The sequence below is a fragment of the Rhodospirillales bacterium genome (assembly GCA_023898765.1).
GTDB lineage: Bacteria > Pseudomonadota > Alphaproteobacteria > Micavibrionales > Micavibrionaceae.
The window spans coordinates 1,037,472-1,062,862 of the sequence record CP060238.1 but is presented as its reverse complement, the minus strand read 5'-3'; the positions used below and the strand labels follow the sequence as shown (position 1 = coordinate 1,062,862).

Genomic DNA, 25,391 nt, shown 5'->3' with positions numbered 1-25,391 from the left:
TCCATAGGGTTTTATTCTGAGGAAAACCGACCCCCTTAACGCCGGAAAAGGCGGCTTTTTGAAGCAAAGCTTCATAAAATGTTAGTATATTTCATAATATTATTTGCGGATTGTAGTTTGTAGTATGGAGAGATGACGATGGACGATCCCGTCACAGGCATGCCGGACGAAGGAACAAATGCTGAATTAACAGGCGCGCAAAAGATAGAAAAACTTCTGTGCGAAGTCGGCGTTGACGCAAATGTTTCCGAAACAGGCCCGGAGCACGACAAAACCTTCGTCATCGAGACCGGCGTTCTTGAGCAAAACGCAATCGGTGCTTCTTTTGACGTTTATAAAAACGAAATATCCCCGGCAGAATACCGGGGAGATGGCGGCGCTGAATTTTTTGGACAAGGCACCGTATCAAGAGATATGAGCGATAGAGACCTCACCTCTCACAATCCTGTTTTGACCTTCTCAGAAGGACGTATGGCTGAAATAGACGCCCTTCTTAATGACCAGGAATCTATAAACTGGTTAAAGGAAAGCGTCGAAATGCAGGTAAATACTGTTCCTGATGGAGATATCAACTTTCACAAGCAAAACGATTGCGGCCTTGGAAAGGATAACGCGGTCCCCACCCCCACAGAAACCCTCAAACCCAACTGGTAAAACACGTACAGGCCGTTAAGGATTAAATGTGCGTCGAAACGGACGAAAAAATCCGTTTGCGGCGCATCTGTAACTTTATATTTCCTTCTAAAGAGAATTTATTTTTTCATAATAAACTACAGAAGACTACAAACGAAAACCCCCGTCATTTACAAACCCCCCCGATGCACAGTAGAATGAACGTTGAAATTGTCGTAAAAACCTGTTGATTCAACCCGTCCTTCAAACGTTTCTTTTAAAAATCCTATGGCAGAAAATTCGAACTTGACCCTCTCCGCTCCTGCCTCTGCAAGAGCCGCAGGCAGCGCGGCCTCCGGCGGTTTTTTCCGCACGGATATCCTGCTGGCGGCCGGAATTGTCGCCATCCTGACCTTTATGCTGATCCCGATCCCCACATGGGCGCTGGACCTGGGATTAACCCTGTCGATCCTGTTTTCCGTTTTTATCCTGATGCTGGTGCTTTCGATCAAAAAGCCGCTGGAATTTTCAACCTTCCCGACTGTCCTGCTTATTACCACCGCGATGCGGCTGGGGCTGAACGTGGCCTCTACCCGGCTGATCCTCGGGGAGGGCCACACCGGAAAAGACGCCGCCGGACAGGTCATCGAGGCGTTTGGCGGTCTGGTTATTCAGGGCAGCTATGTGGTCGGTGGCATCGTCTTTGCCATTCTCGTGATTGTTAATTTTGTCGTTATCACGAAAGGATCGGGCCGGATCGCCGAGGTTGCCGCGCGCTTTACGCTGGATGCCATGCCCGGAAAACAGATGGCCGTCGATGCCGACCTGTCCTCCGGCCTGATTACCGAAGAAGAAGCCAAACAGCGCCGGAAGATCCTTGAATCCGAAAGCAATTTCTTCGGCGCGATGGACGGCGCGGCGAAATTCGTGCGCGGGGATGCCATTGCGGGCCTGCTGGTCGTCTTCGTCAACATTATCGGCGGCATTGTGATCGGAACGGCCCAGCAGGGCTTAAGCCTTGCCGATGCTGCCGCGACCTACACCGTCCTGACCATCGGGGACGGGCTGGTCAGCCAGATCCCCGCCCTGATCGTGTCCGTCAGCGCCGGTCTTCTTGTCTCCAGAGCCGGTGTAGAGGGAAGCACGGACGAAGCGCTTCTGGACCAGTTCAGCCGCCACCCCAAAGCGATGATCTTCACCGCCGCCTTGATGATGGTTATGGCGCTTATCCCGGGGGTTCCGTTCTTTCCCTTTGCGCTTATGGCCTCCATTTTTGGCGGCTTTGCCTATATCTCCCGTAAAAGGGTGGAAATAGAGGAACAAAGGGAAGAAGCCGCCCAAATCGAAGGAACAAGGGCCGCCGGCGCCAAAGCGGCGGAGGAACCCATCTCCAAAGCGCTGGCCATCGATATTATCCGGCTGGAAATGGGCTACGGCCTGCTGCCCCTTGTACAGGGCGAAGGCGGAAACAAGGTCACGGACCAGGTCAAGGGCCTGCGCCGCCAGCTGGCCGAAGATATGGGATATGTGCTCCCGGCGGTGCGTATTCAGGACAACCTGCAGCTTCCCGCCAATACCTACGTGGTCAGGATCAAGGAAATAGAAGCCGGGCGCGGCGAAATCCGTCCCGGCATGCTGATGTGCATGGACCCGGTCGGCGCGCCCATCACCCTGCCCGGCGAAAGCACGATGGAGCCGACCTTCGGCCTCCCGGCCATGTGGATTGACGAGCAATACCGGGAAGAAGCCAATTTCAAAGGCTACACTGTTGTGGATGCCCCCACTGTCATCACCACCCATATTACGGAGATCGTCAAAGACAATATGGCAGACCTTCTCTCTTATGCCGAAACGCAAAAGCTGCTGGACGAATTGCCGCCCGAATACCAGAAACTGGTCGGGGATATTATTCCGGCGCAAATTTCCGTGGGGGGCTTGCAGCGCATTCTCCAGAACCTCGTGGCCGAACGCGTATCTGTCCGCGACCTGCCCACCATCCTCGAAGGCATTGCCGAGGCGGCGGCTTATACCAAAAATGTGGCCTTTATCACCGAACATATCCGCACGCGGCTGGCGCGCCAGATCTGCAACCAGAACACCAATGTAAACGGCTTTGTTCCGCTGCTGACCCTGTCGCCGGAGTGGGAACAGGCTTTTAGCGACGCGCTGGTAGGAAGCGGCGAAGAACGACAGCTTGCCATGGCCCCGACCCAGCTCCAGGAACTCATTACCGCCGTGCGCGAAGCTTATGACGGATTTGCGCAGGAAGGCGAAACGCCTGTCCTGCTGACCTCTCCGGCCATCCGGCCTTACGTGCGCTCCGTGATTGAACGCTTCCGTCCGCAAACCATTGTGATGTCCCAAAATGAAATCCATCCCAAGGCAAAAATCAAAACACTGGGCCAAATTTAACCTTATCATTTTGATCAAATTGATTTATTGTTGTAGTGCATATGATGTATAGACCCTTTATATATGCTCTGGCCTGTTCTGCTCTGAGTGCCTTGGCGGTCCTTCCGTCCCTTCCGGCTTTGGCGCAGGAGGCGCCGCTGCAGGCGCGGGGGGAGATGAACTGGCGGCTGGGCTCGGAGCGCTCCATCCTGATGAGCGAGTTCTGGGTGCCTATTGCACAAGCGCAAGATTCCGTCCTGTACGGCGATCTGCGCCTGATGGGCGACGACCGCGATAACCGTGAGGGCAATATCGGGCTGGGCTACCGCCGGATTCTACCCGGCGGCAAGGCCCTTGCGGGCGGGCATTTATGGTTCGACCGGCGGCTGACGGATCGGGGCTCCATGTTCCACCAGATCACGGGCGGGGCGGAGCTCCTCGGCGAGGCGTTCGACCTGCGCGCGAACGGCTATCTGCCGCTTTCGGGCAAGAAGGAATACACGGTGCCCACGGTGAATCCGCAAGGACCTGCGCTGGCGGGAACGGGCATTTTTGTGGACACGAACGGCCGGCTTCTGGAAGAGCCGCAATACGGGCTGGATCTGGAGCTGGGCTGGCGGGTGCCTTATCTGGAAGGCTTTACGGACAGTGTGCGCCTTTACGGGGGCGGCTATCATTTTGACGGGGACCACACAGAAAATGTCACGGGCTGGCGGGCGCGTTTTGCTGCCGACATCACCCCCGACATTCAGGTCGGGGCGCGGTTCCAGCGGGACGCGGCGCGCGGCTCTCAAGGGTTTTTGGAGGCCACGATCCGTTTCCCTTTCGGCCAGAAAAAGAGCTTCCGCAAAGAGGGCCTGCGGGCGCGTCTGGATGAAAGTCCGGAGCGCGATATCGACATTGTAACGGGGGCGCAGGTGACGGACACGGGCGCGCGTGTGCCGGTGATCAATGCCTCAACCGGCGCGGCGCAGGAAGTGCTGCACGTTGACAACACCGCCGCGGGTGGCGGGGACGGCAGCGCGGAAAACCCGTTCAATACGCTAGCCGATGCGCAGGCGGCGGCGTCAGCGCAGACCATTATCTATGTGAAGGCGGGCGACGGCACGACCACCAATCAGGATCAGGGCATTGTGCTGGACAAGACGGGCCAGCAGCTCATCGGATCGGGCGCGAATTTTCTTTATGACAGCGGGCGTTTTAGAACGGCGAACGGCATTTCACCCACCTCGATCCTGATTGCGGCGGCAACATCCGCGCCCAAAATTACCAACGTAAATGCCTTGAGCGACGGGGTGCGCATCACGGCCAATGATGTGACGGTGGCGGGGATTACGGTGGACGGGGCAACGCGGGACGGCATTGTGGTGGAGGCCGACGGCGCGGCGGCGAGCGCTATCGGAGTCAGCATTCAAAATGTGAGCGCGCTCAATAACCGCTTCGGGATTTATGTGCACGGGACTAATGGCGGGAGTGTCAGCGCCAAGGTGCAGGGCGCGGTGACGAGTACGAATACGCAGCACGGCGTGGCGATTTACGATGACACGGCGGGCACCTTCACGGCCGATCTGGGCGGCGGCGCTTTGGGCTCCACGGGCGGGAATGTGCTGGCGGGCAACACGCTCGAAGACCTCGCGGTCGAGCTTGATGGCGGCACGCTGATGGCCCAAAACAACTGGTGGGGTCAGGCTTCCGGCCCGGATACGGACGATCCGTCCGTGGGCATCGCCCCGCAAATCTATTACGGCGCACCCATAAATGACGGCCTTGTCGGCCACTGGACGTTTGATACGGAATGGACCACCAACACCACCGCTTATGACAGAAGCGGGAATGGGAATGATGGCACGCCTATAAATGGTCTTTCTCTAACAGATCAAGTCGTAGGCGTAAATAGAGAAGCCCTAGAATTTGACGGAATAGACGATGCTGTATCAATGGGAAATATTCTAAGTATGGGACTGAATAGTTTTACAATTGTTTCAAATGCTCAGACCACCGTCGTAAATTTTAACGATAACTCTAACGGTATTGTTTACACGAAAGGTACCGGTTTTAGTTCACAGGAAGGTTATCGCCTAAGCCTACCGAATGGAGCATTCAATGTGAGCATTGCAGATGGTACAAATTTTGCCACCCATACGAGCAGCGCAGGAAGAAATGATGGGACTTGGCATTTTGTTTCAGCTGTTTTTGATAGAGGGAATGAAATACGGGTCACTGTAGACAACAGCTATAATTCAAGCACTGTTGAAAACACTATTGGAAACATAACCTCTCCATATAACTTTGCGATAGGTGCCTTGAATACGGCAGGGAATATTATTTATCATCCTTTTGATGGCCAGATCGACGATACGCGCATCTACAACCGCGCTCTCTTGCCTTCCGAAATTTCCGAACTGTACCGGATGGACACCTCCAGCGCGGTGGACACCTCCGGCTTCCTCACGGCGGCCCCTTAAAAAAATCCTCTCCCCTTGGGAGAGGGCGACGAAGCAATCCAGAAAAACAACAGAAATTTCAGGATTCTGGATTGCCGCGCTCCCGATGGTCGCTCGCAATGACGGAAGGGGTGAGATTCTTCGCTTCGCTCAGAATGACAAAAAGAAAATCAGCGTGACAAAAAGGAAAAGGGCCGCCCCCTAATGTCACCCCCGCTTTATGCGGGGGTCCGGAAGAACGGGCCGGCCGGATCCCCGCATGAGGGCCGGAATGAAGGAAGGGCAAAAAGGGCCGTTTTATAAACATCTTGCTGCATTCTATGTCATAATGCTCTAGTCTGGAGAATCAGAAGCACGTATACTCACTTATTGAATCGGTTAACTTACTCCCATGCGGCTCAAGTCGTTCACAGCAAATACTATGACAGACGCGATGAAAATGGTTCGGGATGAACTCGGCGAGGACGCCATTATCGTCTCCACGCGCGAGGAAAATGGCGGGCGCACGGTACGTCTTACGGCGGCTGTGGAAGAAAGGTTCGACCCTCAGGAACCGACATCCGACGCAATTTCACGTGACTGGATGTATGCGGACGACGATGATGAATCCATGGTCATAGAGGAAATCACGGAAACCATGCTCCGCCATGCGGTGCCGGAAGATGTTCTGGATCAGGTTGTTTCCTGTGCGAGTGTCCTTGGGTTGGACGATCCACGGGCGGCGATGATTTCCACGATCGAAAGCCTGTTCAAATTTTCTCCCCTTCCCGACACCCCTTCGGATCAGGCTTTTATGCTTGTGGGCCCGCCGGGGGCCGGCAAGACGCTGGCTGCTGCAAAGCTGGCCGCCCGGTCTGCCATGGGAGGACTCAACACCGCCGTTATTACAACCGATACCGTGCGCGCAGGCGGCGTGGAACAGTTGCAGGCTTTTACCCGCCTGATGAATATCGACCTCAAAAAAGCCTCCACGCCAAACGAATTGAAAGCCTGTCTTTTGGAAACAAGGGAAGCCGACCAGGTCATTATCGACACCGCCGGCACCAACCCGTTCGATCCGGACTCCGTCAAGATGGCGGCCCGCTTTATCGGGTGCGGAAATATCGAGCCGGTTCTCATTCTTCCCGCCGGCGCGGATGCCGATGAATCGGGAGACATCGCCCGCATTTTTTCAACCATCGGCGCTAGGTCCCTGCTGCCCACACGCGTGGATGTCGCGCGGCGGCTCGGCGGCCTTTTGTCCGCGGCCCATCAGGGCGGCCTGAGCTTTGCGGATATCAGCGATACGGCAAAGGTCGCGGACGGACTGGCGCCTTTAAGTGCAAAACGTCTCACTCAGCTCTTGATGCCGCGCGCGGAAGACGCCAAACTACACAAAATAAGGAAAGCAGGATAGACCGCATGCCCGATACGGCCTCCAGAGAAAAAGAACTGCCCCCCTCCGCTGCGGGAACGTCCCGGCGGGGCGAGAAGCTTATTGCCGTCGCCAGCGGAAAAGGCGGCGTCGGCAAGACGTGGTTTTCCATCACGCTCGCCCACGGGCTGGCCATGGAAGGAAAAAAAGTCCTGCTTTTTGACGGTGACCTGGGGCTCGCCAATGTCGATGTCCAGCTTGGCATGATGCCCAAGCGCGATCTCAACGATGTGATACGCGGACGGATGGGGCTGGACAAAATCATCCAGCCCTTTGAGGAAGGCGGGTTCGATATCATCGCCGGACGCTCCGGTCAGGCCGCCTTGTCCGCCCTGCCCAGCCAGCGTTTGACGCTTTTGCGCGACCAGCTTATCGAAGTTGCGGACCTGTATGATGCCGTCATTCTGGATCTTGGGGCCGGCATAGACCGGACGGTGCGGATGCTTTCCGCCTCTGCGGGCCGGACGCTTCTCGTTACCACAGACGAACCCACCTCTTTAACCGACGCTTATGCGTTTATTAAACTCGGCAGCGCGGCGGGCATGTCCAAGAATGTCGGCGTGGTCATCAACCAGGCTTCCAGCGCGGTCGAAGGTGAAAAAACCTACAAGACCCTGCTCAAAGCCTGCGAAAATTTCCTGCGCATCCGCCCGCCCCTCATCGGCATGGTGCGCCATGACCCGCGGGTTAAGGACGCCATTCGTCATCAAACCTCCCTTTTGACGCGCTCGCCGAACACGGAAGCGGCAATGGATGTTCAAAGGCTGGTCAAAATCGTGATGAAAGACCTGGCAATAGCTAAAAAAGCGCAGGCTGCAGGGTAGAAGGTTTCATACCCTTAATGCTAAACTATCCTCCATGAACGACGGGTCCGATTTAACAAGGGCGCCGCAAAGCGGACGTCTCGATCTTCAGCCAGGCGGAAAAGGAGAGCAATCCGCCCGCATCGTCCGCCTGCCCGACGCGCTGGAAAATATCGCCCGCGCGCGAAGGCTGGAAGGGGAAGTCGTCCGGACCAATCAGGACGGCAGCACCAGAATCCGGACCCCGGAAGGCGACATTGATGTCAAACTGCGCGAAAGAAACCCGCCGCAACCCGGTCAGAAAGTTGAAATAGATCTTCCTGCGGGCCGCCCGCCGCGGCAAGCCGTTGTGCGTCAGGCACCGGAAGCAAAAACGAAAGCGCAGCCGCAGCCGCAACCGCAAAACACCCGCCCGCAGCCACAGGAAGGAAGGCCGCTTCCACAGACGGCCCGCGCGCAGGTCCCTGCTCCGGCAACGACACAAACACAGGCGCAAACACAGGCACAAACGGTTCCGCCCGCTCCCTCTCCCGCCGCACCGCGCCCGTCAGGAGGACAGGCGCCGCCCGCGCCGCAGCCTCTTCCGCTACAGCAAAACACCGCCCCCGCGCCATCTTCCAATCTGCCCCGCGCGCCGCTTGAAAGCGAAACGGTTGTCCGGCTTTTACCGGTCCCGCCCGTGCAGGCCGACCAGATTGTTCAGCAATTTTCCCGGACTCTTGAAGTCCTTCCGGGGCAGGTCACCAGAATTCCCTTCCTGGCCGGCCTTATCGCGCAGAACGCACAAAGCGCGCCCGGAAAAGACCTGATACAGATCGGGCAACATACCCGGATCGAGCCCCTCGTTCAAACCTTGCAGCCTCCCGCTATCCCGCTCCTGCAAACCGTAGAGATCATAAACGCGCAGCCCCCTTTGCCGCAAAGCACGGCCCGTCTGATCGCCCGGATCCTGAACCTGCCTGCCGCACAGACATCGGGACAGGGATATGTGCAGGGACCGGCCGTTCCGCAGGCGGCAGGCTCTCCCCTCCCGGCGCCTTCCGCATCCGTCCTGACACAGATACCTCCGCAGGCTTTTTCGCTCCCCGGCGCAGGAAGCGCAGGCACCCTTTCCCTTCCGGCTTCCCCCGCTTCTTTGCTTTCGTCTCAGGCCGCGCCGTCCGTCCGCATCGCGCAACTGGATGTTCAGCTCTCGCAGGTTTTACCGCCGAACGTCATTTTAAATAAAATCACGCCGCCGGGCGAAGCTTTGCGCCTGCCTGTTCCCGCGACGCTCAAGCTGCCGCAGGTCATTTTGACACAAGCCCGGCCCGCAACCCTGACCGCGCAAGTGACCGGCTTTACGCCGCAAAACCTGCCGCTTGTGACCTTGCAATGGCCCGGCGCGCCGCTGCCGCAAAGTTTTGTGCTGCAATTCAACGCGGGCAATTTGCAGCTTGGCAGCCAAATCCAGCTCCAGCCGCAAAACCTGACGCCCGCCGCTCCGCAAAATCTCCAGACAGGGGCTTTGCCCTCGCTTTCAAATTTCCTGCAAAGCGGACAATGGCCGGCTCTCGAAGAGGTCTACCAGTCTCTTCTGCAGGCCAGTCCGGCAGCGGCCCAGACAATGGCGCGCATGCTCCCCTCTCCGGCAATCCCTGCGCAGCTGGGTCCGGCAGCCCTCTTTTTCATTGCGGCGGTGCGGGCGGGAGACATCACAAGCTGGATGGGGGAGCGGAAAACGGATCTTCTCCAGCGGCTCGGCAAAGGCGCGCTGACAAACCGCCTGTCGCAGGATATTTCAAACCTGGGCCGCGCGGGTGCGGAAGGCACAGGCAGCAGCAGCGAATGGCGCGCCACGCCCCTTCCCCTGTTCTGGGAGGGCGAAATCCACAAAATGGCGCTCTATGTGAAACAAGATAGCGGCAACGCAGGCGACGGGAGCGAAACGGCAGACAAGCGGCAAACCCGCTTTATCTTTGACCTGACTCTGAGCCGGATGGGAGAGGTGCAGCTGGACGGGCTTTTGCGCGGCAAAAGGCTGGATCTGGTCGTGCGCACCCAAAACGCCTTCAGCGCCTCCATGCAACAGGCCCTGCGGCAAGGCTACGCCAAAGCCCTCAGCGACACGGACATCTATGGCGAGCTTTCCTTTCAGGGCGATCCCAGATACTGGGTGCGCGTCCTGAAAGGAAAAGAAGCCCTCGGGGTGGAGGCGTAAAACAAAACCGTCATTGCGAGGAGCTTTTGCGACGACCTGTCCGCCGAAGCCCATAGGGCGAAGGTGGAAGCAATCCAGACCACCCCCCTTGACAAAATAGGATTTATTTCCTATACTGTCTCTTGCAAAGGCCAGAAAACCAGCCTTCCGTCATGACCCGACTCTTGTCCGTCCGTAGCTGCGCAGCAGCAAAGGCGGATGTTCGGGCCCTCCATGGATTTCCATACCGTCATTCCCCGGATTGGCAGGGCCAATCCTAGGGGAATCCATGGAACTGCTATTTTTCTTGCCTGTTGAAAGCAAGTCATTGAATGATAGATTTATGAACCGCTCCATAGCGGACGATTATCTGGTCGTTAAAGAGAATCCGATGTTCGATGTTAAAATGTTAGGTGAATTTTATACTGATCTATCTGCCCCTGATGGAATGGGTATAACTGAGTTTCAAAATGGGCTAGAAACCCTGTTCGCAGAAGACCGTTCCAATGACGATTTAAATAACTACCGTCTTGGAAAAGGGCCATGGAAAAAACTTAGAGATGAAATAACACCAGTATCACGCTTTCTTCAGTTTAAAGATATTAAAGCGGACCGAATTCGCTTTCCGCTCGATAACAATACGCCTGATTGTTGGTTATTGAATGATAATGACGATAATTTTGGGATAGAGGTAACTATTGAACGTGGGCGTGAACGATATCATCGAAAGAAAGAGATGATTGAAACCGGTTTCGGGCGCGGTTTTATCGGGATACAAGACGATGCACCGCAGAGCGACTTTGATCGCCATATGTCCAAAAATCGAATTATGTATACAACCGATCAGGCTCTTGAGGCAACAAAGGCGGGTATTCTTTGTTGTCTTTCGAAAAAAAATGATTCTGAAAAATATGAAGGGATTTTTTATCTGTTAATTCAAGCTCATTTAACCACTCTTCCAAAAGAGCGTTGGAACGCTATTAAGGAGGAGTTATCCCAAGAAGCAGCAGGCCTTCCTTTTTGCGAAGTGCATATAATTGGAAACGCTGACGAAAAACCATGGGGGTTTCAAATTAAATAGGACAAACGTCCGCTTATGGACGAAAACAAACAAATGTTTTCTCTATCTCGCCGCGCTGAGCTAACCCTTTGAAAAACAAGGAAACAGAGGATAGGAAAAAGCCCCGGTTTTGCAAACGAACTGAGTGATTCCAGATTACGGTAAATACGGGCCAGGCCTCTGAGCCGGTCCGCATGCCTTATTAAGCCTTCAAACGGCGGATAACGGCTTCGGCGATATTGTCCTGAATGCCGATATCAAGGTGCGAGGTAAAGCCCACACAGGAACAGTTCATCTCGCCCAGGCAATAGGTGTCGTTTCCGTTTTCATCCGTATCCAGAATAAAATCCGCCGTCCAGAGAAGCGGAAAATCGGGCAGGTTTAACTTCTCCTGCACCATGGGAAGCTCTTGACTGAATTTGCCCATCAGGTCCGGCCATTTGTCCGGGGAATCGTATGTATAGACCGCGCCGGAAAACAGCGTCGCCGAAAAGGCGTCCGCATCTTCGGCCGGTTTTTTATGCACGACGAAAACAGGCTGCCGTCCCACCATCAGGACACGGATTTCGCCTTCCTTGATCCGCGGAAGAAACTTCATGTCAATGACAAGGCCGTCATCCCCGCCGAAATACCGGTCGCAAAATTCGATAAATTCGCCCAGAGTATAGCTGTGCGCCTTATTATCCACGGCTTCGACGCATTTAAGCTTCGTGTCCATCGGCAACGGGGCGCCAGCCTCAAATTCGCGCGCGTCTGCCACTTTGACATGCCATATCCCTTCCCCTGTGGACCCGCGATTTTGCTTAATCACACGTTCGTTACGGGACAGGCTGACCGGAAAGGCCGCCTTCATCTCCTCGACGCTGCGATACATCGCGGTATCCGAAGGGACAAAAACGGAGTCCGTCAGTTTTGTCAGCGCCTCTTTCGATCCCATATTCACCATCGTATCGGGCGCAGGCATGCCCTTGGCGCCCGCGCGTTCCAGCCGTCTCAGAAATTCGAAATATTTTCCTTCCCCGCCGGAGATCGTGCCCGGATTCACCCGGCTGACATAGGCATTGATCTTGCCGGAGAGTTTGTTCAACAGTTCTTCGGATTTATCATCGTCATAAAAGACGGCCTCCGCCTCATACCCCCGGTCGCGCAGGGCCTGAACCATCGGCATCGTATCCTTACGGTGTCCGTCCGCTTCCTTGTCGCTGCCGCCTCTCACTTCAAAAAACACGATACGCTCAGACATGCTGCCCCCTTCAAAAACTGGATTAATCCCGGATTGTCAAAAAAAGGAAACACAGAAAAACTTAAATACTGAAACACCTTAACCAGGAGACGATTAAAAACGGGTTAAACAAACAGCGCCCGCTACAGCCCAAAACGGTCAGATCCGCCGGCCTTTATTTCCCTTATTCCTTGCGCCGGAACCCTTCTATGCCGATATCGTCCATTTCCTTTGTTTCGCGCGCGCCGATCTCTTTTTTTTCTTCTTCCCTGCGGTTGCGCTGAACAATTTCAACACGTTTGAGATTGGCAAACGCCTCGCGCATATCATCCTGCGCAATGCGTACCCGCACCTCAAGCTTCGCCAGTTCTTCCTCCAGACGTTCAATGTCGCTTTCAACCGCTTCCGAGAACGTCCCGAAATAACCCAGCATGGCCAAATCCTCTGTTTTTTCAAGCGCTTCCCGTTCTTTTTGAAGGCTTTTCAAAAGCTGGTTTTTTCGAACTTCGAACGTTTCCACCTGCCGATATAAATCCGCCAGCATTTTCTGTTTTTCCTCGACGCTGTGACGCCGGAGCCTGACAATCGCCGAGAGATCACTCCCCATCGCCCTGTACCCCGTAAACCATTCCAAGGCATTCCGCGAGCATCCGGAAAGACTCTTCCACGGTTGTCGAGTCGTCCTTATCCTGCGCCAAAAAAGCTTCGAGAGAAGGGTAACGCGCAATCGCCTCGTCCACTTCCGGGTCGCTTCCTTTTCGATACGCGCCTAGCCGTATCAATTCTTCCATATCCTCGTACCGGCTTATCAGCCGCTTCGCTTTTGTGACCAGCATATTTTGCTCTGTGCTCAGGCACTTAGGCATCGAACGTGAGACGGATTTTAAAACATTAATCGCCGGATAGCGTCCCCGGTCGGCGATTTTACGCTCCATTACAATGTGCCCGTCCACGATCCCGCGCACCGCATCGGAAATCGGCTCATTGGGGTCGTCTCCCTCGACAAGAACGGAAAACAGGCCCGTAATGGCCCCTTCGCCCTGCGCGCCGGGGCCGGCCCGTTCCAAAAGGCGGGAAAGCTCTCCGAACGTCGTGGGCGGGTACCCTTTGGACGTCGGCGGCTCTCCGGCAGACAAACCGATTTCCCGCTGGGCCATGGCAAAGCGGGTGACGGAATCGATCAGGCACAGAACCTGTTTTCCCTGCGCCCTAAAATATTCGGCTGTCGCCAGAGTCATGTAGGCGGCCTGACGGCGCATCAAAGCCGGCTCATCTCCGGTGGCCACAATGACGACAGAGCGCGCCAGGCCGTCCGGCCCCAGATCGTCCTCCAGAAATTCCTGAACTTCCCGCCCCCTTTCGCCCACCAGCCCGATGACAGAGACGTCGGCCGCGCAATAGCGCGCCATCATGGAGAGCAAAACGGACTTTCCGACGCCGGAGCCTGAGAAAATCCCCATGCGCTGACCCTGGCAGGTCGAAAGAAAGCTGTTCACCGCCCGCACCCCCAGATCAAGCGTTTTGCCAACCCTCTGTCTGGAATGGGGAAGCGGGGCCTTGTTGCGCAGGGGAACCGGATGTCCGCCCTTCGCGAGCGGGCCTTTCCCGTCGATCGGCTGTCCGAGCGCGTTAATGACCCGCCCGAGCCAACGCTCGTCGGGGCAAATCACGGGCTCGCTTTGCTGGATCACGGACGGGCATCCCAGCCCGACCCCCTCCAGCGTGCCAAAAGGCATCAAAAGCGCCTGCCCGTCCCGAAACCCGATCACTTCGCAGGGAATATCCCCCCCGGGAGAGGGGCGCAAATGCACCATCGACCCGATCGACAAATCCTCCCCGAACCCGGTAATTTCAACAAGAAGCCCCAGAATCTTGGTCACGCGCCCATAAACCTCGTAGGGCGAAATCGGCTCTATCGCGGCCAGCGCTTTTTCGGCTAATCGGTCCATGCCCCTACTCTAGCGCAAAAACAAAAAATCCGGAAAAGGGTTAATTACTTTTGTTAACCTTTTCGAAAATGTGTTAATATTTTCGTTAACAAGTCTTAACACGCACCTTTTGGGAGATTTACATCATGCGGGTTCTTTTGGTTGAAGATGACAGTTCCACGGCAAAATCCATCGAGCTTATGCTCAAATCCGAAGGATACGTCATAGACGCGACAGATCTGGGCGAAGACGGACTGGAAATCGGCAAGCTTTATGACTATGACATTATCGTGCTGGATCTGATGCTGCCGGATATGGACGGATATGAAGTCCTCAAACGCCTGCGCGCCGCCAACATTGAAACGCCGATCCTGATTCTCTCCGGCCTGACGGAAATGGACAACAAAATCAAAGGGCTTGGTTTCGGCGCGGATGACTATCTGACAAAACCCTTCGACAAACGGGAACTGATCGCCCGTATCCAGGCGATTGTCCGCCGCTCCCAGGGGCACGCCCAGAGCATGATCAAAATCGGGCAGGTTAATCTGAATCTGGATACCCGCACCGTGGACGTCGACGGCAAGCCGCTGCATCTCACCGGCAAGGAATACGGCATTCTGGAACTGCTGGCGCTGCGCAAGGGAACGACGCTTACGAAAGAAATGTTCCTCAATCATCTTTATGGCGGGATGGACGAACCCGAAGTCAAGATTATCGATGTGTTCATCTGCAAGCTCCGCAAAAAAATCGAGGAAGCAACCAACGGCGACAATTACATCGAAACCGTCTGGGGCCGCGGCTATGTCCTGAGAAATCCGCAGGAAGATGCAAAACAAGCCGCCGGATAAGTGTAACTTCCGATTAAAGAGTTCCACAGTTGCGTAATATTGCGTAATATAGGGCATGTTTAACCTGCCAAACATCCTGACCCTCTCCCGGATTGCAATGCTGCCGGTTCTGATGGTTTTTTTCTTTATTCCGGCGCCATGGGCAGCATGGAGCGCCCTGGGCATTTATACCCTCGCGGCCATAACCGATTTTCTGGACGGATATCTGGCCCGCTCCATGGACCAGATATCCTCTTTCGGCAAGTTTCTCGACCCCATATCGGACAAAATTTTTGTGGCGACCCTCCTTTTGATTCTGGTGGGATTTGACCGCCTGACGGGCGTGTGGATCATTCCGGCCATTGTGATTTTAATGCGGGAATTTCTGGTCGCGGGACTGCGGGAATATCTCGGCCCCCTGAACGTCCAGCTTCCCGTGTCAAAACTCGCCAAATGGAAAACCACCGTGCAGATGGTGACACTCGGTTTCCTGATCGTCGGCGATTACGGGGATGTGATCCTCCCCCATACGCTCAGCTACGGGCAGTGGGGGCTGGCCCTTGCCTCCATCCTGACTCTCATCACCGGCTGGGATTATCTCAAAACGGGATTAAAGCATATTAAATAAAACCCTTCGCTTCTTTGCCTCTTCGCGTTAAAAAGAGGCATGACAGATTTCATGTTTTGCCTTGCCAAACCGTTCCTGCATGCGCTCGACCCCGAAGATGCGCATAAAGTAACGATTCTCAGCCTTAAAACGGGCGTGATGCCCCGGCAGCGACGTATAGACGATCCGCGCCTCCGCATGACACTGTGGAACCTTGCATTTGAAAATCCGGTCGGAATCGCCGCCGGATTTGATAAAAACGCGGAAGTGATCGGCCCGATGTTCGATATGGGCGCCGGCTTTGCGGAAGCAGGAACGGTGACCCCGAAACCGCAGGCGGGAAACCCGAAACCGCGCCTCTTCAGAAACCCCGGGACACGCGCCGTCATTAACCGGATGGGATTTCCCAATCAGGGCGTGGACGTCTTTAAACGGAATCTTGAACGTTTTTACGCCCGGCCCGCCGCCCGTTCCAGAGGACTTGTCGGCCTGAATATCGGCATGAACAAGGATCAGGCAAATCCGGTGGAAGATTACTGCCTTCTTGTGCGCGAGCTGGCACCTTACGCGGATTATTTCGCCGTAAATATTTCTTCGCCCAACACGCCGGGCCTGCGGGACATGCAAACCCGCGAAACGTTTCTGAAACTGACGGAACAAATTCTGGCGCAGCGGGCAAAGTCCTGCCCGTCCGAAAAGCTCCCGCCCGTTCTGGTAAAACTGGCCCCGGACCTGACAGAGGCTCAGCAGGAAGACCTGGCAGGCGCCGCGCTGGAATCCGGCGTGGAGGGGCTGATCCTGACCAATACCACGTTAGACCGCCCGGAAACTCTACCCGAAGATTTCAGGAAAGAAACCGGCGGTTTGAGCGGCGAGCCCCTGACCCAGAAATCGACCGATATCATCCGTAATTTTTATGATCTGACACACGGGAAACTCCCGATTATGGGAGTGGGCGGCATTTCATCCGCGCAGGATGCCTATGATAAAATCCGCGCAGGCGCCAGTGTGCTTCAACTCTACTCCGCCCTTGTATTTCAGGGGCCGGAACTGATTAAAAAGATCAATACCGGCCTGCTGGATTTTCTGGAAAGAGACGGTTTCAAACATCTTTCCGAAGCCGTCGGCGCGGATCACGCCCAAGCATCTCGTTCACAAAAAAGAGCCGCCGAATGAAATTTCTGTTTACCCTGCTCCTCCTGCTGGCCTGTCCCGCTTACGCGCAGGACGCCATGCCGCAGCCGGCGATCGCCATGCATGGCAGCGTTAAATACAAACCCGGCTTCACCCATCTGGATTACACCAACCCTGACGCGCCGCAGGGCGGAATCCTGAAATTGCATGCCATCGGCACGTTCGATTCGCTAAACCCCTTTATCATAAAAGGCACCCCTGCAGACGGTCTGGCCTATCTGGGACAAAGCCTTGTCTACGATTCCCTGATGGAGCAGAGCAACGACGAGCCTTTTTCGATGTACGGTCTTTTGGCCGAAAGCATAGAACGCCCGGAGGATAACACATGGGTCGCTTTTAACCTGCGCCCGCAGGCACGCTGGCAGGACGGAACCCCCGTCAGCGCCGAAGACGTTGTCTGGAGCTTCCACACCTTCCTTGAAAAAGGGGCGCCCTTTTTTAAGGCCTATTACGGGGATGTGGCCAAGGTCGAAGCGACGGCGCCGCAGCGTGTAAAATTTACCTTTACCCATGGCGGGAATGCGGAATTGCCGCTTATCCTTGCGCAACTCGCTGTCCTGCCGAAACATTACTGGAGCGCGGAGGGACGCGATTTCGGCGCCACCTCCCTGGAACCGCCCCTCGGCAGCGGCCCTTATAAAGTCGGAAATGTCATGGCAGGGCGCTCAATCGAATATATCCGCGACGAAAATTACTGGGGCAAGAATTTGCCGATCAACAAGGGACGCTTTAACTTCGATAAAGTCTCTTTCGACTATTACAAAGACAGCAACGTCGCGCTGGAAGCCTTCTTCGCCGGGGAATACGACTACCGCACCGAAAACACGGCCAAGCTCTGGGCGACCGCCTATGACGCCGCGCCGGTCAAAGACGGACGCATCATAAAAGAAAAAATAGCGCATGAGCGCCCGCAAGGCATTCAGGGCTTTCTTTACAATCTCCGCCGTCCTGTCTTTCAGGACAAGGAAGTGCGAAAGGCGCTTGCCTATGCGTTCGACTTCGAATGGTCGAACAGGCAATTCGCCTATGGCAGCTATAAACGCACCGACAGCTATTTTGAAAACTCCGAACTGGCCGCGCAGGACGGACCGCCGACCGGACGGGTTCTGGGCATCCTTGAAAAATATCGCGGGAAAATCCCGGATGAGGTTTTTACCGCGCGCTACGCGCCCCCGAAAACAGACGGCTCCGGCAATGCCCGGGAAAACCTGCGCACGGCCATGAGGATACTGGACGAGGCCGGATATAAGCTGGGCGAAGACGGCATCCGCACGCATGAAAAAACCGGCCGGCGCCTTGAATTCGAAATTGTCGATTCAAACCCGCTTTTTGAACGCTGGGTCCTGCCCTTTATCACCAATTTGAAAAAGCTCGGCGTGCAGGCGACTTTCCGGGTGCTGGACCCGGCGCAATATCAAAACCGGATGAATGCGTTCGATTTCGATATGACGATCGGCGGGATTCCGCAGTCTTCTTCCCCCGGCAATGAGCAGCGGGATTTCTGGTCTTCCGAAAAGGCCGATATCCCCGGCTCCCGCAACTATATAGGCATCAGGGACCCGGTGGTCGACGCCCTTATTGAAGACCTGATTCAGGCCGGAAGCCGCGAGGATCTCGTGGCCTATTGCCGGGCGCTGGATCGTGTTTTGCTGTCGGGCTATTACCTTATCCCGCAATGGCATATCGACCATTTCCGCGTGGCTTACTGGAACAAACTCAACCACCCGGAAACCCTTTCCCCTCTCACCCCGGGCGTGACGGATACATGGTGGGTGAAACCGGAATGAGAACGGCGATCATCATCCCGGCCCGTTATGCTTCCACCCGTTTTCCGGGCAAGCCGCTGGCGAAAATTGCGGGGCAAACCATGCTCTCCCGCGTCGTGGATGTCGCCCGCACGGCGATCGACGAGCTGGATCTGGAAGGACTGGATGATGTCACGCTGGCAGTCGCCACAGAAAACGGGGAGATCGCGGCGCACTGTCTGGAAATCGGCGTGGATTGCATCCTGACCTCCAAAACCTGCGCCACCGGATCGGACCGCGTTCTGGAAGCGGTAGACCGCCTCGCCAAAGACCTGAAAACGCATTTTGATTTTGTGATCGGGCTGCAGGGCGATGCGCCCTTCACCCCGCCCGAGGCGGTGCGCAAAATGATCGAAGCCTTTCAGGGCAATCCCGGACTGGACGTCGTCACGCCCATTGTCCGGCTGCGCTGGAGAGAACTGGACGCGCTGCGCGAACAAAAAAAGATAACGCCTTTCAGCGGCACCACCGCCGTAATAGACACGGACGGCAAAGCCCTCTGGTTTTCAAAAAACATCCTGCCCGCTTTGCGCAAGGAAGAGGATTTGCGCAAGGAAAGCGATTTTTCTCCCGTGTACCAGCATGTCGGCCTTTACGGGTTCAGAACCGACATCCTGAAAAAATTCGTGTCCCTGCCTCAGGGGCGTTACGAACAGCTCGAAGGGCTGGAGCAGCTCCGCCTGCTGGAAAACGGCCTGTCCATCCAGACCGTGACCCTCGAAGTCGAGGCCGGCCTCGCACAGGCGGGCATTGACTCGCCCGAAGATATCGCGCGCGCGGAAAAATTGCTCGCATGACAACGCTCATCATCGCAAGACATGGAAACACCTTCGGCCCCGGCGACACCCCGACACGGGTAGGCGCCCGGACGGATTTGCCGCTGGTCGAAAGCGGCCGAAAGCAGGCCCGCGCCATCGGGAAATTCCTGAAAGACAACAGGATGATCCCCGATGTCGTGTATGCGTCCGAACTCGCGCGCGCGCAGGAAACGGCGAAAATCGCGATCAGGGAAAGCGGGATCACCAACCCCGTCTTCACGCTAGACATCTTTAACGAGATCGATTACGGCCCCGACGAAAACAAACCGGAAGAAGACGTGATCGCCCGCATCGGGAAAGACGCCCTGAAAGACTGGAACGAAAAAGCGATCGTACCGGAGGGATGGAAGGCCGACCCGGACCGGATCATCCGGCACTGGATCGATTTTGCAGATCAGGTCAAAGCCCATGACGACAACGAAACCGTTCTGGTGGTCACATCGAACGGCATTGCGCGCTTCGCGCCCCATATCACTGGCGACTTTGAAGGGTTTATCCAAAACCACGGCATCAAGATTTCAACCGGGGCGCTTTGCATTTTTAACTTTAAAGACGGAAACTGGATTGTGAGGGAGTGGAACCTGCGCCCTTAATTATATCGTGCTTTTAACGTAAGAGGCCCCTGATTCATTGTGTTTTTATCATGGAGAATTTCGTGCAACAGGACCTCCGCCAAAAACACGAAAAAATTTTCTTTTCTTTCCCCGGCCCCTTCAGCGCCAAAATCCAGAATAGGTTCAAGTTTTCTTCGTATGGCATTTTTAGCAGAGTCGAAACTCTCTGTTACCACATCCTCGCCTTCTACTTCGGACATTATTGTATTCTCGATTGTGTTATCGACAAAAATCTCTGCAAGATCCTGAGGACTTATGCCCAGTTGATGAGCCATTACGGGGTTGCGCGCAGACAAAGACATGGAGGCCAACAGAAGGTCATCCACAGCTTTTACAGCATTGCGTACAAGCGGTTTCAAAGCAATCTCTCTGGAATTCAGAACCCTTTGTCCATCCATAAAGGAAAAACGAATGGCCTCTTCCTTTCCTGTCTTTACCTTCGAAAGGTGAAGAACGCATTCAGCGGCAGGACCGCCAAATCTGACTTTAACCCGCAGATACGGCTCTTCTATCGGGCAGGCTGTCCGGCTGGCACCCGGCACACCCTCCCAAAAAGGATCGAGTTCCAAACTCCCCTCGTCCATGAGAACTCTCGTTACAGTGGCAAAGACCTGTTTCAGGCTTTTTCTCTTTCGCGCCATATCAAATGTCCGTCTTTTCGGTTATCGAAAGCATGTTTTTTCATAATATTTAAAAAATTTCAAGCTTTTAATTATAACTGCCGTTGTCACGCCCGCCCGTTATAGCCGTTCCCGTTAAAAATCGGACATGTTGATTGTTTTGAGTTTTTAACACGAAGACCACAAAGGATATGAAGTTTCACGAAGTTTTTCTTTTTCAAGCAACGACTTCGTGTTTCTTCGCAAGCTTCGTGGTAAAAACGATTTACTGGTTTTTGCGATGCCCGGGCTCTTAAGCAATATATCTGAACCCGTATAATTTGATGACGTTTTATTCGCGGACTTCATGTCCTTTGTGCCCTTCGTGTTAAAATCCGGTTCTCAACGTCTTTTAAGGTATAACCTGCATCTACGATGAGATTCTTCGCTGCGCTCGGAAATGACAGGATGGAACCGGCCTTAAGCGATGAACGCTCTAACTGCACAGCCACGGACAAAAAATATTCATGTGTATTCACGGCCATTCATGGGTAGAATGCCCTCATGAGCAGTTACATCCTTCGCCGCCTCCTGCTGATGATCCCGACCCTGCTCGGGATTATGCTGATCTCGTTTGTAGTGGTGCAATTCGTCCCCGGCGGCCCGGTCGAGCGCATGATCGCGCAGCTTCAGGGCCACGGCGTGGAAGCCACGGCCCGCTTCGGCGGCGGCAGCGGCGGCGGGGATATGGCCGTGGGGGCCGCCGCCCAGTCCACGGGCCAGAGCAGCAAATATCGCGGCGCGCAGGGGCTGGACCCCGAATTTATCGCCGAACTGGAGGCGCTTTACGGTTTCGACAAACCCGCCCACGAACGTTTCGTCCGGATGGTCTGGAACTATATGCGATTCGATCTGGGGCAAAGCTACTACCGCGACGTTTCCGTGATTTCACTGGTGCTGGAAAAAATGCCGGTGTCCATTTCGCTGGGACTGTGGTCGACCCTCATCATCTACCTGATCTCTATTCCGCTGGGCATCAGGAAGGCGGTCAAAGACGGACAGTCCTTTGACATCTGGACATCCGCCGCCGTCTTTATCGGTTATGCCATTCCTTCTTTCATGTTTGCGATCCTGCTGATTATCCTGTTTGCGGGCGGACGGTATTTTGACCTGTTCCCCTTGCGCGGCCTCGTATCGGACGGCTGGCAGGAGATGAGCTTCCCCCGCCTCGCGCTGGATTACGCCTGGCATATGGTCCTGCCTGTGGCCGCGATGGTCATCAGCGGCTTTGCGGGCCTGACCATGCTGACCAAGAACTCCTTTCTGGACGAAATCAACAAGCAATACGTCCTCACCGCCCGCGCGAAGGGGCTCGAAGAAAAGCAGGTTTTGTACGGGCATGTCTTCCGCAACGCCATGCTGATCGTGATTGCCGGATTCCCGAGCGCCTTTCTGGCAATCTTCTTTACCGGCTCCCTTTTGATCGAAGTTATCTTCTCCCTCGACGGGCTGGGCCTGCTGGGCTATGAGAGCGTCATTAACCGCGATTATCCGGTTGTTCTGGGGACGCTCTATATCTTCGCCCTGATGGGGCTGATTATGACCCTGATCCGGGATATCGTCTATGTGAAGGTGGACCCGCGCATCGATTTCGAAGCGCGCACGGTTTAAGTTTTTATTTGACAGAATAACGCAACTCGCCTATCTTGCCCGCACCCGGAAACAGACAGGCTACAAGGCGTATCACTCATGGATTTCAAGGCTATTCAGGACAAACTTAAAAATCTGCGGGACCGCATCCGCAAAGAGGGGCGTATTTCCGAAGATAACGAACAGGAATTAAAGCTCCTTTTGCATGAAACCCTTATGAGCGCGACGGACGAACTGAACGGCCTTCAGGGAAAACTAGAGACGCTGGCTTCGCAAAAAATCGGAAACGATAACGTCTCCCCCCTTTCAGAAGACCAGAGCGCCCGCCTGTCTCTGATCCAAAAAACCGGCACCGGCAGCGCGAGTATTCATTAAGACATCGTCATCGCGAGCGCATGCGAAGCAATCCAGAGTCATATAAGGGATAGATTCTGGATTGCCGCGTCGCTGACGCTCCTCGCAATGACGAAAAAGAAACTTGGTGTCTTGGTGTCTTGGCGGTTAGAATGAAGACCATGACTCTTTCACCCATCACACGCCGACGCCTTTCCCAGTTTCGCGCCAATAAACGTGGTTTCTGGTCCTTCTGGATTTTTCTGGGACTTCTGCTCACCGGGCTGGGGGCGGAGTTCATCTCGAACGACAAGCCTTTGCTCGTCCGGTATGAAAATTCCTTTTATGTGCCTGTCCTGACGAATTACCCGGAAACCGTTTTCGGCGGGGATTTCGAAACCGAAACGGACTATCGCGACGCCTACGTGAAAGAACTGATCGAGGCAAAGGGCTGGATTCTCTGGCCGCCCATCCGGTTTTCCTACGACACCATTAACTATAACCTGCCCACCCCTGCCCCGTCAGCGCCGACGCGCGAAAATATCTTCGGCACCGACGATCAGGGCCGCGATGTCGCGGCGCGCGTGATTTACGGCTTCCGGATTTCCGTTCTGTTCGGCCTGACCCTGACTCTCGTCAGTTCCCTCATCGGCATTACCGCAGGCGCTTTTCAGGGCTATTACGGGGGGCGTCTGGACCTGTTCATGCAGCGTGTGATCGAAGTCTGGTCGTCCCTGCCCTCGCTTTACATCCTGATTATCTTTTCGGCGATGTTCATTCCGGGCTTTTGGACCCTGCTGGCGATTTTGCTCCTTTTTTCGTGGGTGTCGCTGGTCGATGTGGTGCGGGCCGAATTCCTGCGCACCCGCAATTTCGACTATGTGAAGGCGGCCAACGCGCTGGGCGTTTCCAACCTGACCATCATGCGCCGCCATGTCCTGCCCAATGCGATGGTGGCCACACTGACCTTAATGCCCTTTATTTTGACAGGCTCCATCACGGCCCTGACGTCGCTGGACTTCCTGGGGCTCGGCCTGCCGCCCGGCTCGGCGTCTCTAGGAGAACTACTGGCGCAGGGCAAAAACAACCTGCAGGCGCCATGGCTCGGCATATCGGCCTTCGTCAGCCTTGCCCTGATGCTTTCCCTTTTGACCTTCATCGGCGAAGCCGTGCGCGACGCCTTTGATCCCCGAAAAACAAACCTCTAACAGAAAGAGAACCCCCATGATAAAAGAAGTTTCCGGTGATATCCTCCTGTCTCAGGCGCAGGCCATGGCCCACGGCATCGCCCCGCACGACCATTTCAATCAGGGACTGGCCATGGCTCTGCGCGAACACTTTCCCGCCATGGCCAGGGATTTTCGTCATTACTGCCACCAGCAAAACCCGAAACCGGGCAGCGCATGGCTCTGGGCCGGAGCAGAGGGCAAAATCATTATCAACCTGATGGTGCAGGAGCCGCCGAAGGATGAAAACTCCCATCCCGGCAAAGCCAAGGAAAAATATATCCATAGCGCGCTCAAAGATTTGCGGAAAATCATTGAAGAAGAGAATATTTCTTCTCTGGCCCTGCCGCGTCTGGCGACCGGTGTCGGCGGACTGGACTGGGCGGATGTCGCCCCCCTCATCCACCAGACGCTGGGCGATCTGGATATCCCCGTCTTTGTCTATACCACCTATCACAAAGGCGAAAAGGCGAAGGAATCCCTGAAAGCCGCTTGACACGGCGCCCCTTTGTCCCTTTACATAGGCGGATGCCACAGAGAGACATCATATACGAGTTTTTACGGCCCCTTTCATACGAGCGACGTATGCGCTAATCTGCCGTTTCCGGTGGCGCCGGAAATTTTTATCTCTTTTCTTTAACAACAATTTATATCCGCATCATGGCACATCCAAAAATTAAGGCGTCGGTCATCGGCGTAACAGGTTTCACAGGCACGGAGCTTCTTCGTTGCCTGATCCAGCATCCCCATGTGGAAATTCAATATCTGGTCTCCCGCCAGCATGAAGGCACAAATCTGGGAGAGGTTTTTCCAAGGCTCTCGCACATAAAAGGCCTCACCATTACCAATACCGACCATGAAACGGTTGCAAAGGAAAGTGATGTCGTGTTCCTTTGCCTCCCTCACAAGGCCGCGCAGGAAGTCGCGCCAACCTTTCTCGGCAAGACAAAACTCGTTGATTTTTCCGCCGATTTCCGGCTCGGCGATGCGCAGACTTATGCGCGTTACTACCATACGGAGCATCAGCATCCAGAACTTCTGAACGGGCAATTTGTGTATGGCCTGCCAGAAATTTACCGGGACGAGATTAGAAAAGCGGAGGCGGTGGCTAATCCGGGCTGCTTTGCGCTGCTGGTGCAACTCCTCCTCTTCCCGCTGAAAGGAAAAATGAGCGGCGCGGATGTGATCGCCATTTCCGGCACCTCCGGCGGCGGACGGGCGCCCCGCGATCCGATCGACCATCCGGCGCTCTCTGGCAACATCCGTTCCTACCTCATCAACGAACACCGCCATACGCCGGAAATTCTGGCCACCAGCGGCCTCAAAGAAACCGCGCTGAATTTTACGCCGACAGTCGGCCCTTTCCTGCGCGGCATCTTTGCCAATGGATTTATACAAACGGAAGCAGCGCCGGACCTGTCCGTTTTCGACGGACACCCTTTTGTCCGCCTCGTCGACAAGGTGGAAATGACCAATGTTGTGAGTACAAACTTTATTGATTTAAGCTACAGTGAAGGCAATCGCGGCACCATCATTGCGCAAGGCGCGCTGGACAATCTTTTGCGCGGGGCTTCGGGCACCGCCGTCCAAAACATGAATCTTATGTTCGGCTTCGATGAAACGTCCGGGCTGGACTTTGACAGCCCGGTTTACCCCTAGGAACCC

The 25,391-nt window shown here is 55.1% G+C and carries 22 protein-coding genes; 18 read left to right on the top strand and 4 right to left on the bottom strand.

The window, feature by feature from the left end:
• Positions 1 to 132 precede the first annotated feature (132 nt).
• The 7 genes from H6853_05135 to H6853_05105 all read left to right on the top strand — a co-directional run bounded on the left by H6853_05135 (position 133) and on the right by H6853_05105 (position 10,924).
• Positions 133 to 654 (top strand): hypothetical protein, encoded by a 522-nt coding sequence (locus tag H6853_05135; GenBank protein USO02936.1) that lies wholly within the window; start codon positions 133 to 135, stop codon positions 652 to 654.
• A gap of 246 nt (positions 655 to 900) precedes the next feature.
• Positions 901 to 3,024, top strand: coding sequence for a flagellar biosynthesis protein FlhA (flhA, locus tag H6853_05130; GenBank protein USO02935.1), 2,124 nt, complete (start codon positions 901 to 903; stop codon positions 3,022 to 3,024).
• A gap of 41 nt (positions 3,025 to 3,065) precedes the next feature.
• Positions 3,066 to 5,468 (top strand): inverse autotransporter beta domain-containing protein, encoded by a 2,403-nt coding sequence (locus tag H6853_05125; GenBank protein USO02934.1) that lies wholly within the window; start codon positions 3,066 to 3,068, stop codon positions 5,466 to 5,468.
• 400 nt (positions 5,469 to 5,868) lie between these two features.
• Entirely contained in the window at positions 5,869 to 6,843 is a 975-nt protein-coding gene (locus tag H6853_05120; protein ID USO02933.1) for a GTPase, read from the top strand.
• Between the two features lie 5 nt (positions 6,844 to 6,848).
• A complete protein-coding gene (locus H6853_05115) occupies positions 6,849 to 7,685 on the top strand; it encodes a MinD/ParA family protein (protein USO02932.1) in 837 nt (278 codons plus the stop codon).
• Between the two features lie 34 nt (positions 7,686 to 7,719).
• The gene (locus tag H6853_05110; protein ID USO02931.1) at positions 7,720 to 9,864 is read left to right on the top strand and encodes a hypothetical protein; all 2,145 of its coding nucleotides are present in this window, start codon (positions 7,720 to 7,722) and stop codon (positions 9,862 to 9,864) included.
• A gap of 268 nt (positions 9,865 to 10,132) precedes the next feature.
• Positions 10,133 to 10,924 carry a hypothetical protein gene (locus tag H6853_05105; protein USO02930.1) on the top strand — a complete coding sequence of 264 codons (792 nt, stop codon included), beginning with the start codon at positions 10,133 to 10,135 and terminating at the stop codon, positions 10,922 to 10,924.
• Positions 10,925 to 11,105: 181 nt separating this feature from the next.
• Here the strand turns inward: H6853_05105 and H6853_05100 are convergent, their stop codons facing one another.
• From H6853_05100 to fliI, 3 genes are all read right to left on the bottom strand, one after another.
• Positions 11,106 to 12,146 (bottom strand): Cj0069 family protein, encoded by a 1,041-nt coding sequence (locus tag H6853_05100; protein ID USO02929.1) that lies wholly within the window; start codon positions 12,144 to 12,146, stop codon positions 11,106 to 11,108.
• 163 nt (positions 12,147 to 12,309) lie between these two features.
• Entirely contained in the window at positions 12,310 to 12,732 is a 423-nt protein-coding gene (locus H6853_05095; protein USO02928.1) for a flagellar FliJ family protein, read from the bottom strand.
• Positions 12,722 to 14,074 carry a flagellar protein export ATPase FliI gene (fliI, locus tag H6853_05090; GenBank protein ID USO02927.1) on the bottom strand — a complete coding sequence of 451 codons (1,353 nt, stop codon included), beginning with the start codon at positions 14,072 to 14,074 and terminating at the stop codon, positions 12,722 to 12,724. The genes H6853_05095 and fliI overlap by 11 nt, the downstream gene beginning before the upstream one ends.
• A 125-nt stretch (positions 14,075 to 14,199) precedes the next feature.
• Here fliI and H6853_05085 point away from each other — a divergent pair, with 125 nt between their 5' ends.
• Genes H6853_05085 through H6853_05060 form a run of 6 tightly spaced genes read left to right on the top strand, consistent with a single transcriptional unit; the run spans position 14,200 to position 19,897 of the window.
• Positions 14,200 to 14,901: a response regulator transcription factor gene (locus H6853_05085; GenBank protein ID USO02926.1), complete on the top strand. Its 702-nt coding sequence runs from the start codon at positions 14,200 to 14,202 to the stop codon at positions 14,899 to 14,901.
• 55 nt (positions 14,902 to 14,956) lie between these two features.
• Positions 14,957 to 15,508, top strand: coding sequence for a CDP-diacylglycerol--glycerol-3-phosphate 3-phosphatidyltransferase (pgsA, locus tag H6853_05080; protein USO02925.1), 552 nt, complete (start codon positions 14,957 to 14,959; stop codon positions 15,506 to 15,508).
• Between the two features lie 39 nt (positions 15,509 to 15,547).
• Positions 15,548 to 16,663, top strand: coding sequence for a quinone-dependent dihydroorotate dehydrogenase (locus H6853_05075; protein USO02924.1), 1,116 nt, complete (start codon positions 15,548 to 15,550; stop codon positions 16,661 to 16,663).
• A complete protein-coding gene (locus H6853_05070) occupies positions 16,660 to 18,468 on the top strand; it encodes an ABC transporter substrate-binding protein (GenBank protein ID USO02923.1) in 1,809 nt (602 codons plus the stop codon). Before H6853_05075 ends, H6853_05070 begins: the two co-directional genes overlap by 4 nt.
• Entirely contained in the window at positions 18,465 to 19,283 is an 819-nt protein-coding gene (locus H6853_05065; GenBank protein USO04607.1) for a 3-deoxy-manno-octulosonate cytidylyltransferase, read from the top strand. The genes H6853_05070 and H6853_05065 overlap by 4 nt, the downstream gene beginning before the upstream one ends.
• Positions 19,280 to 19,897 carry a histidine phosphatase family protein gene (locus tag H6853_05060; protein ID USO02922.1) on the top strand — a complete coding sequence of 206 codons (618 nt, stop codon included), beginning with the start codon at positions 19,280 to 19,282 and terminating at the stop codon, positions 19,895 to 19,897. The genes H6853_05065 and H6853_05060 overlap by 4 nt, the downstream gene beginning before the upstream one ends.
• Here the strand turns inward: H6853_05060 and H6853_05055 are convergent.
• Positions 19,894 to 20,502, bottom strand: coding sequence for a hypothetical protein (locus H6853_05055; protein ID USO02921.1), 609 nt, complete (start codon positions 20,500 to 20,502; stop codon positions 19,894 to 19,896). The genes H6853_05060 and H6853_05055 overlap by 4 nt on opposite strands.
• 579 nt (positions 20,503 to 21,081) lie before the next feature.
• Here H6853_05055 and H6853_05050 point away from each other — a divergent pair.
• From H6853_05050 to argC, 5 genes are all read left to right on the top strand, one after another.
• Complete coding sequence (locus tag H6853_05050) at positions 21,082 to 22,188, top strand: microcin C ABC transporter permease YejB (protein ID USO02920.1); 1,107 nt, start codon at positions 21,082 to 21,084, stop codon at positions 22,186 to 22,188.
• 78 nt (positions 22,189 to 22,266) lie between these two features.
• Positions 22,267 to 22,542: a hypothetical protein gene (locus H6853_05045; protein ID USO02919.1), complete on the top strand. Its 276-nt coding sequence runs from the start codon at positions 22,267 to 22,269 to the stop codon at positions 22,540 to 22,542.
• A gap of 131 nt (positions 22,543 to 22,673) precedes the next feature.
• Positions 22,674 to 23,708 carry an ABC transporter permease gene (locus tag H6853_05040; GenBank protein ID USO02918.1) on the top strand — a complete coding sequence of 345 codons (1,035 nt, stop codon included), beginning with the start codon at positions 22,674 to 22,676 and terminating at the stop codon, positions 23,706 to 23,708.
• A 16-nt stretch (positions 23,709 to 23,724) separates the two neighbouring features.
• The gene (locus H6853_05035) at positions 23,725 to 24,222 is read left to right on the top strand and encodes a macro domain-containing protein (protein ID USO02917.1); all 498 of its coding nucleotides are present in this window, start codon (positions 23,725 to 23,727) and stop codon (positions 24,220 to 24,222) included.
• Between the two features lie 164 nt (positions 24,223 to 24,386).
• Complete coding sequence (gene argC, locus H6853_05030) at positions 24,387 to 25,385, top strand: N-acetyl-gamma-glutamyl-phosphate reductase (protein ID USO02916.1); 999 nt, start codon at positions 24,387 to 24,389, stop codon at positions 25,383 to 25,385.
• Positions 25,386 to 25,391: the final 6 nt, after the last annotated feature.

Excerpts from the sequence above, each read along its gene's own strand:
- H6853_05135 (USO02936.1), top strand. The coding sequence starts at position 133 with ATGACGATGGACGATCCCGTCACAGGCATGCCGGACGAAGGAACAAAT.
- flhA (USO02935.1), top strand. The coding sequence starts at position 901 with ATGGCAGAAAATTCGAACTTGACCCTCTCCGCTCCTGCCTCTGCAAGA.
- H6853_05125 (USO02934.1), top strand. The coding sequence starts at position 3,066 with ATGATGTATAGACCCTTTATATATGCTCTGGCCTGTTCTGCTCTGAGT.
- H6853_05120 (USO02933.1), top strand. The coding sequence starts at position 5,869 with ATGACAGACGCGATGAAAATGGTTCGGGATGAACTCGGCGAGGACGCC.
- H6853_05115 (USO02932.1), top strand. The coding sequence starts at position 6,849 with ATGCCCGATACGGCCTCCAGAGAAAAAGAACTGCCCCCCTCCGCTGCG.
- H6853_05110 (USO02931.1), top strand. The coding sequence starts at position 7,720 with ATGAACGACGGGTCCGATTTAACAAGGGCGCCGCAAAGCGGACGTCTC.
- H6853_05105 (USO02930.1), top strand. The coding sequence starts at position 10,133 with ATGGAACTGCTATTTTTCTTGCCTGTTGAAAGCAAGTCATTGAATGAT.
- H6853_05100 (USO02929.1), bottom strand. The coding sequence starts at position 12,146 with ATGTCTGAGCGTATCGTGTTTTTTGAAGTGAGAGGCGGCAGCGACAAG.
- H6853_05095 (USO02928.1), bottom strand. The coding sequence starts at position 12,732 with ATGGGGAGTGATCTCTCGGCGATTGTCAGGCTCCGGCGTCACAGCGTC.
- fliI (USO02927.1), bottom strand. The coding sequence starts at position 14,074 with ATGGACCGATTAGCCGAAAAAGCGCTGGCCGCGATAGAGCCGATTTCG.
- H6853_05085 (USO02926.1), top strand. The coding sequence starts at position 14,200 with ATGCGGGTTCTTTTGGTTGAAGATGACAGTTCCACGGCAAAATCCATC.
- pgsA (USO02925.1), top strand. The coding sequence starts at position 14,957 with ATGTTTAACCTGCCAAACATCCTGACCCTCTCCCGGATTGCAATGCTG.
- H6853_05075 (USO02924.1), top strand. The coding sequence starts at position 15,548 with ATGACAGATTTCATGTTTTGCCTTGCCAAACCGTTCCTGCATGCGCTC.
- H6853_05070 (USO02923.1), top strand. The coding sequence starts at position 16,660 with ATGAAATTTCTGTTTACCCTGCTCCTCCTGCTGGCCTGTCCCGCTTAC.
- H6853_05065 (USO04607.1), top strand. The coding sequence starts at position 18,465 with ATGAGAACGGCGATCATCATCCCGGCCCGTTATGCTTCCACCCGTTTT.
- H6853_05060 (USO02922.1), top strand. The coding sequence starts at position 19,280 with ATGACAACGCTCATCATCGCAAGACATGGAAACACCTTCGGCCCCGGC.
- H6853_05055 (USO02921.1), bottom strand. The coding sequence starts at position 20,502 with ATGGACGAGGGGAGTTTGGAACTCGATCCTTTTTGGGAGGGTGTGCCG.
- H6853_05050 (USO02920.1), top strand. The coding sequence starts at position 21,082 with ATGAGCAGTTACATCCTTCGCCGCCTCCTGCTGATGATCCCGACCCTG.
- H6853_05045 (USO02919.1), top strand. The coding sequence starts at position 22,267 with ATGGATTTCAAGGCTATTCAGGACAAACTTAAAAATCTGCGGGACCGC.
- H6853_05040 (USO02918.1), top strand. The coding sequence starts at position 22,674 with ATGAAGACCATGACTCTTTCACCCATCACACGCCGACGCCTTTCCCAG.
- H6853_05035 (USO02917.1), top strand. The coding sequence starts at position 23,725 with ATGATAAAAGAAGTTTCCGGTGATATCCTCCTGTCTCAGGCGCAGGCC.
- argC (USO02916.1), top strand. The coding sequence starts at position 24,387 with ATGGCACATCCAAAAATTAAGGCGTCGGTCATCGGCGTAACAGGTTTC.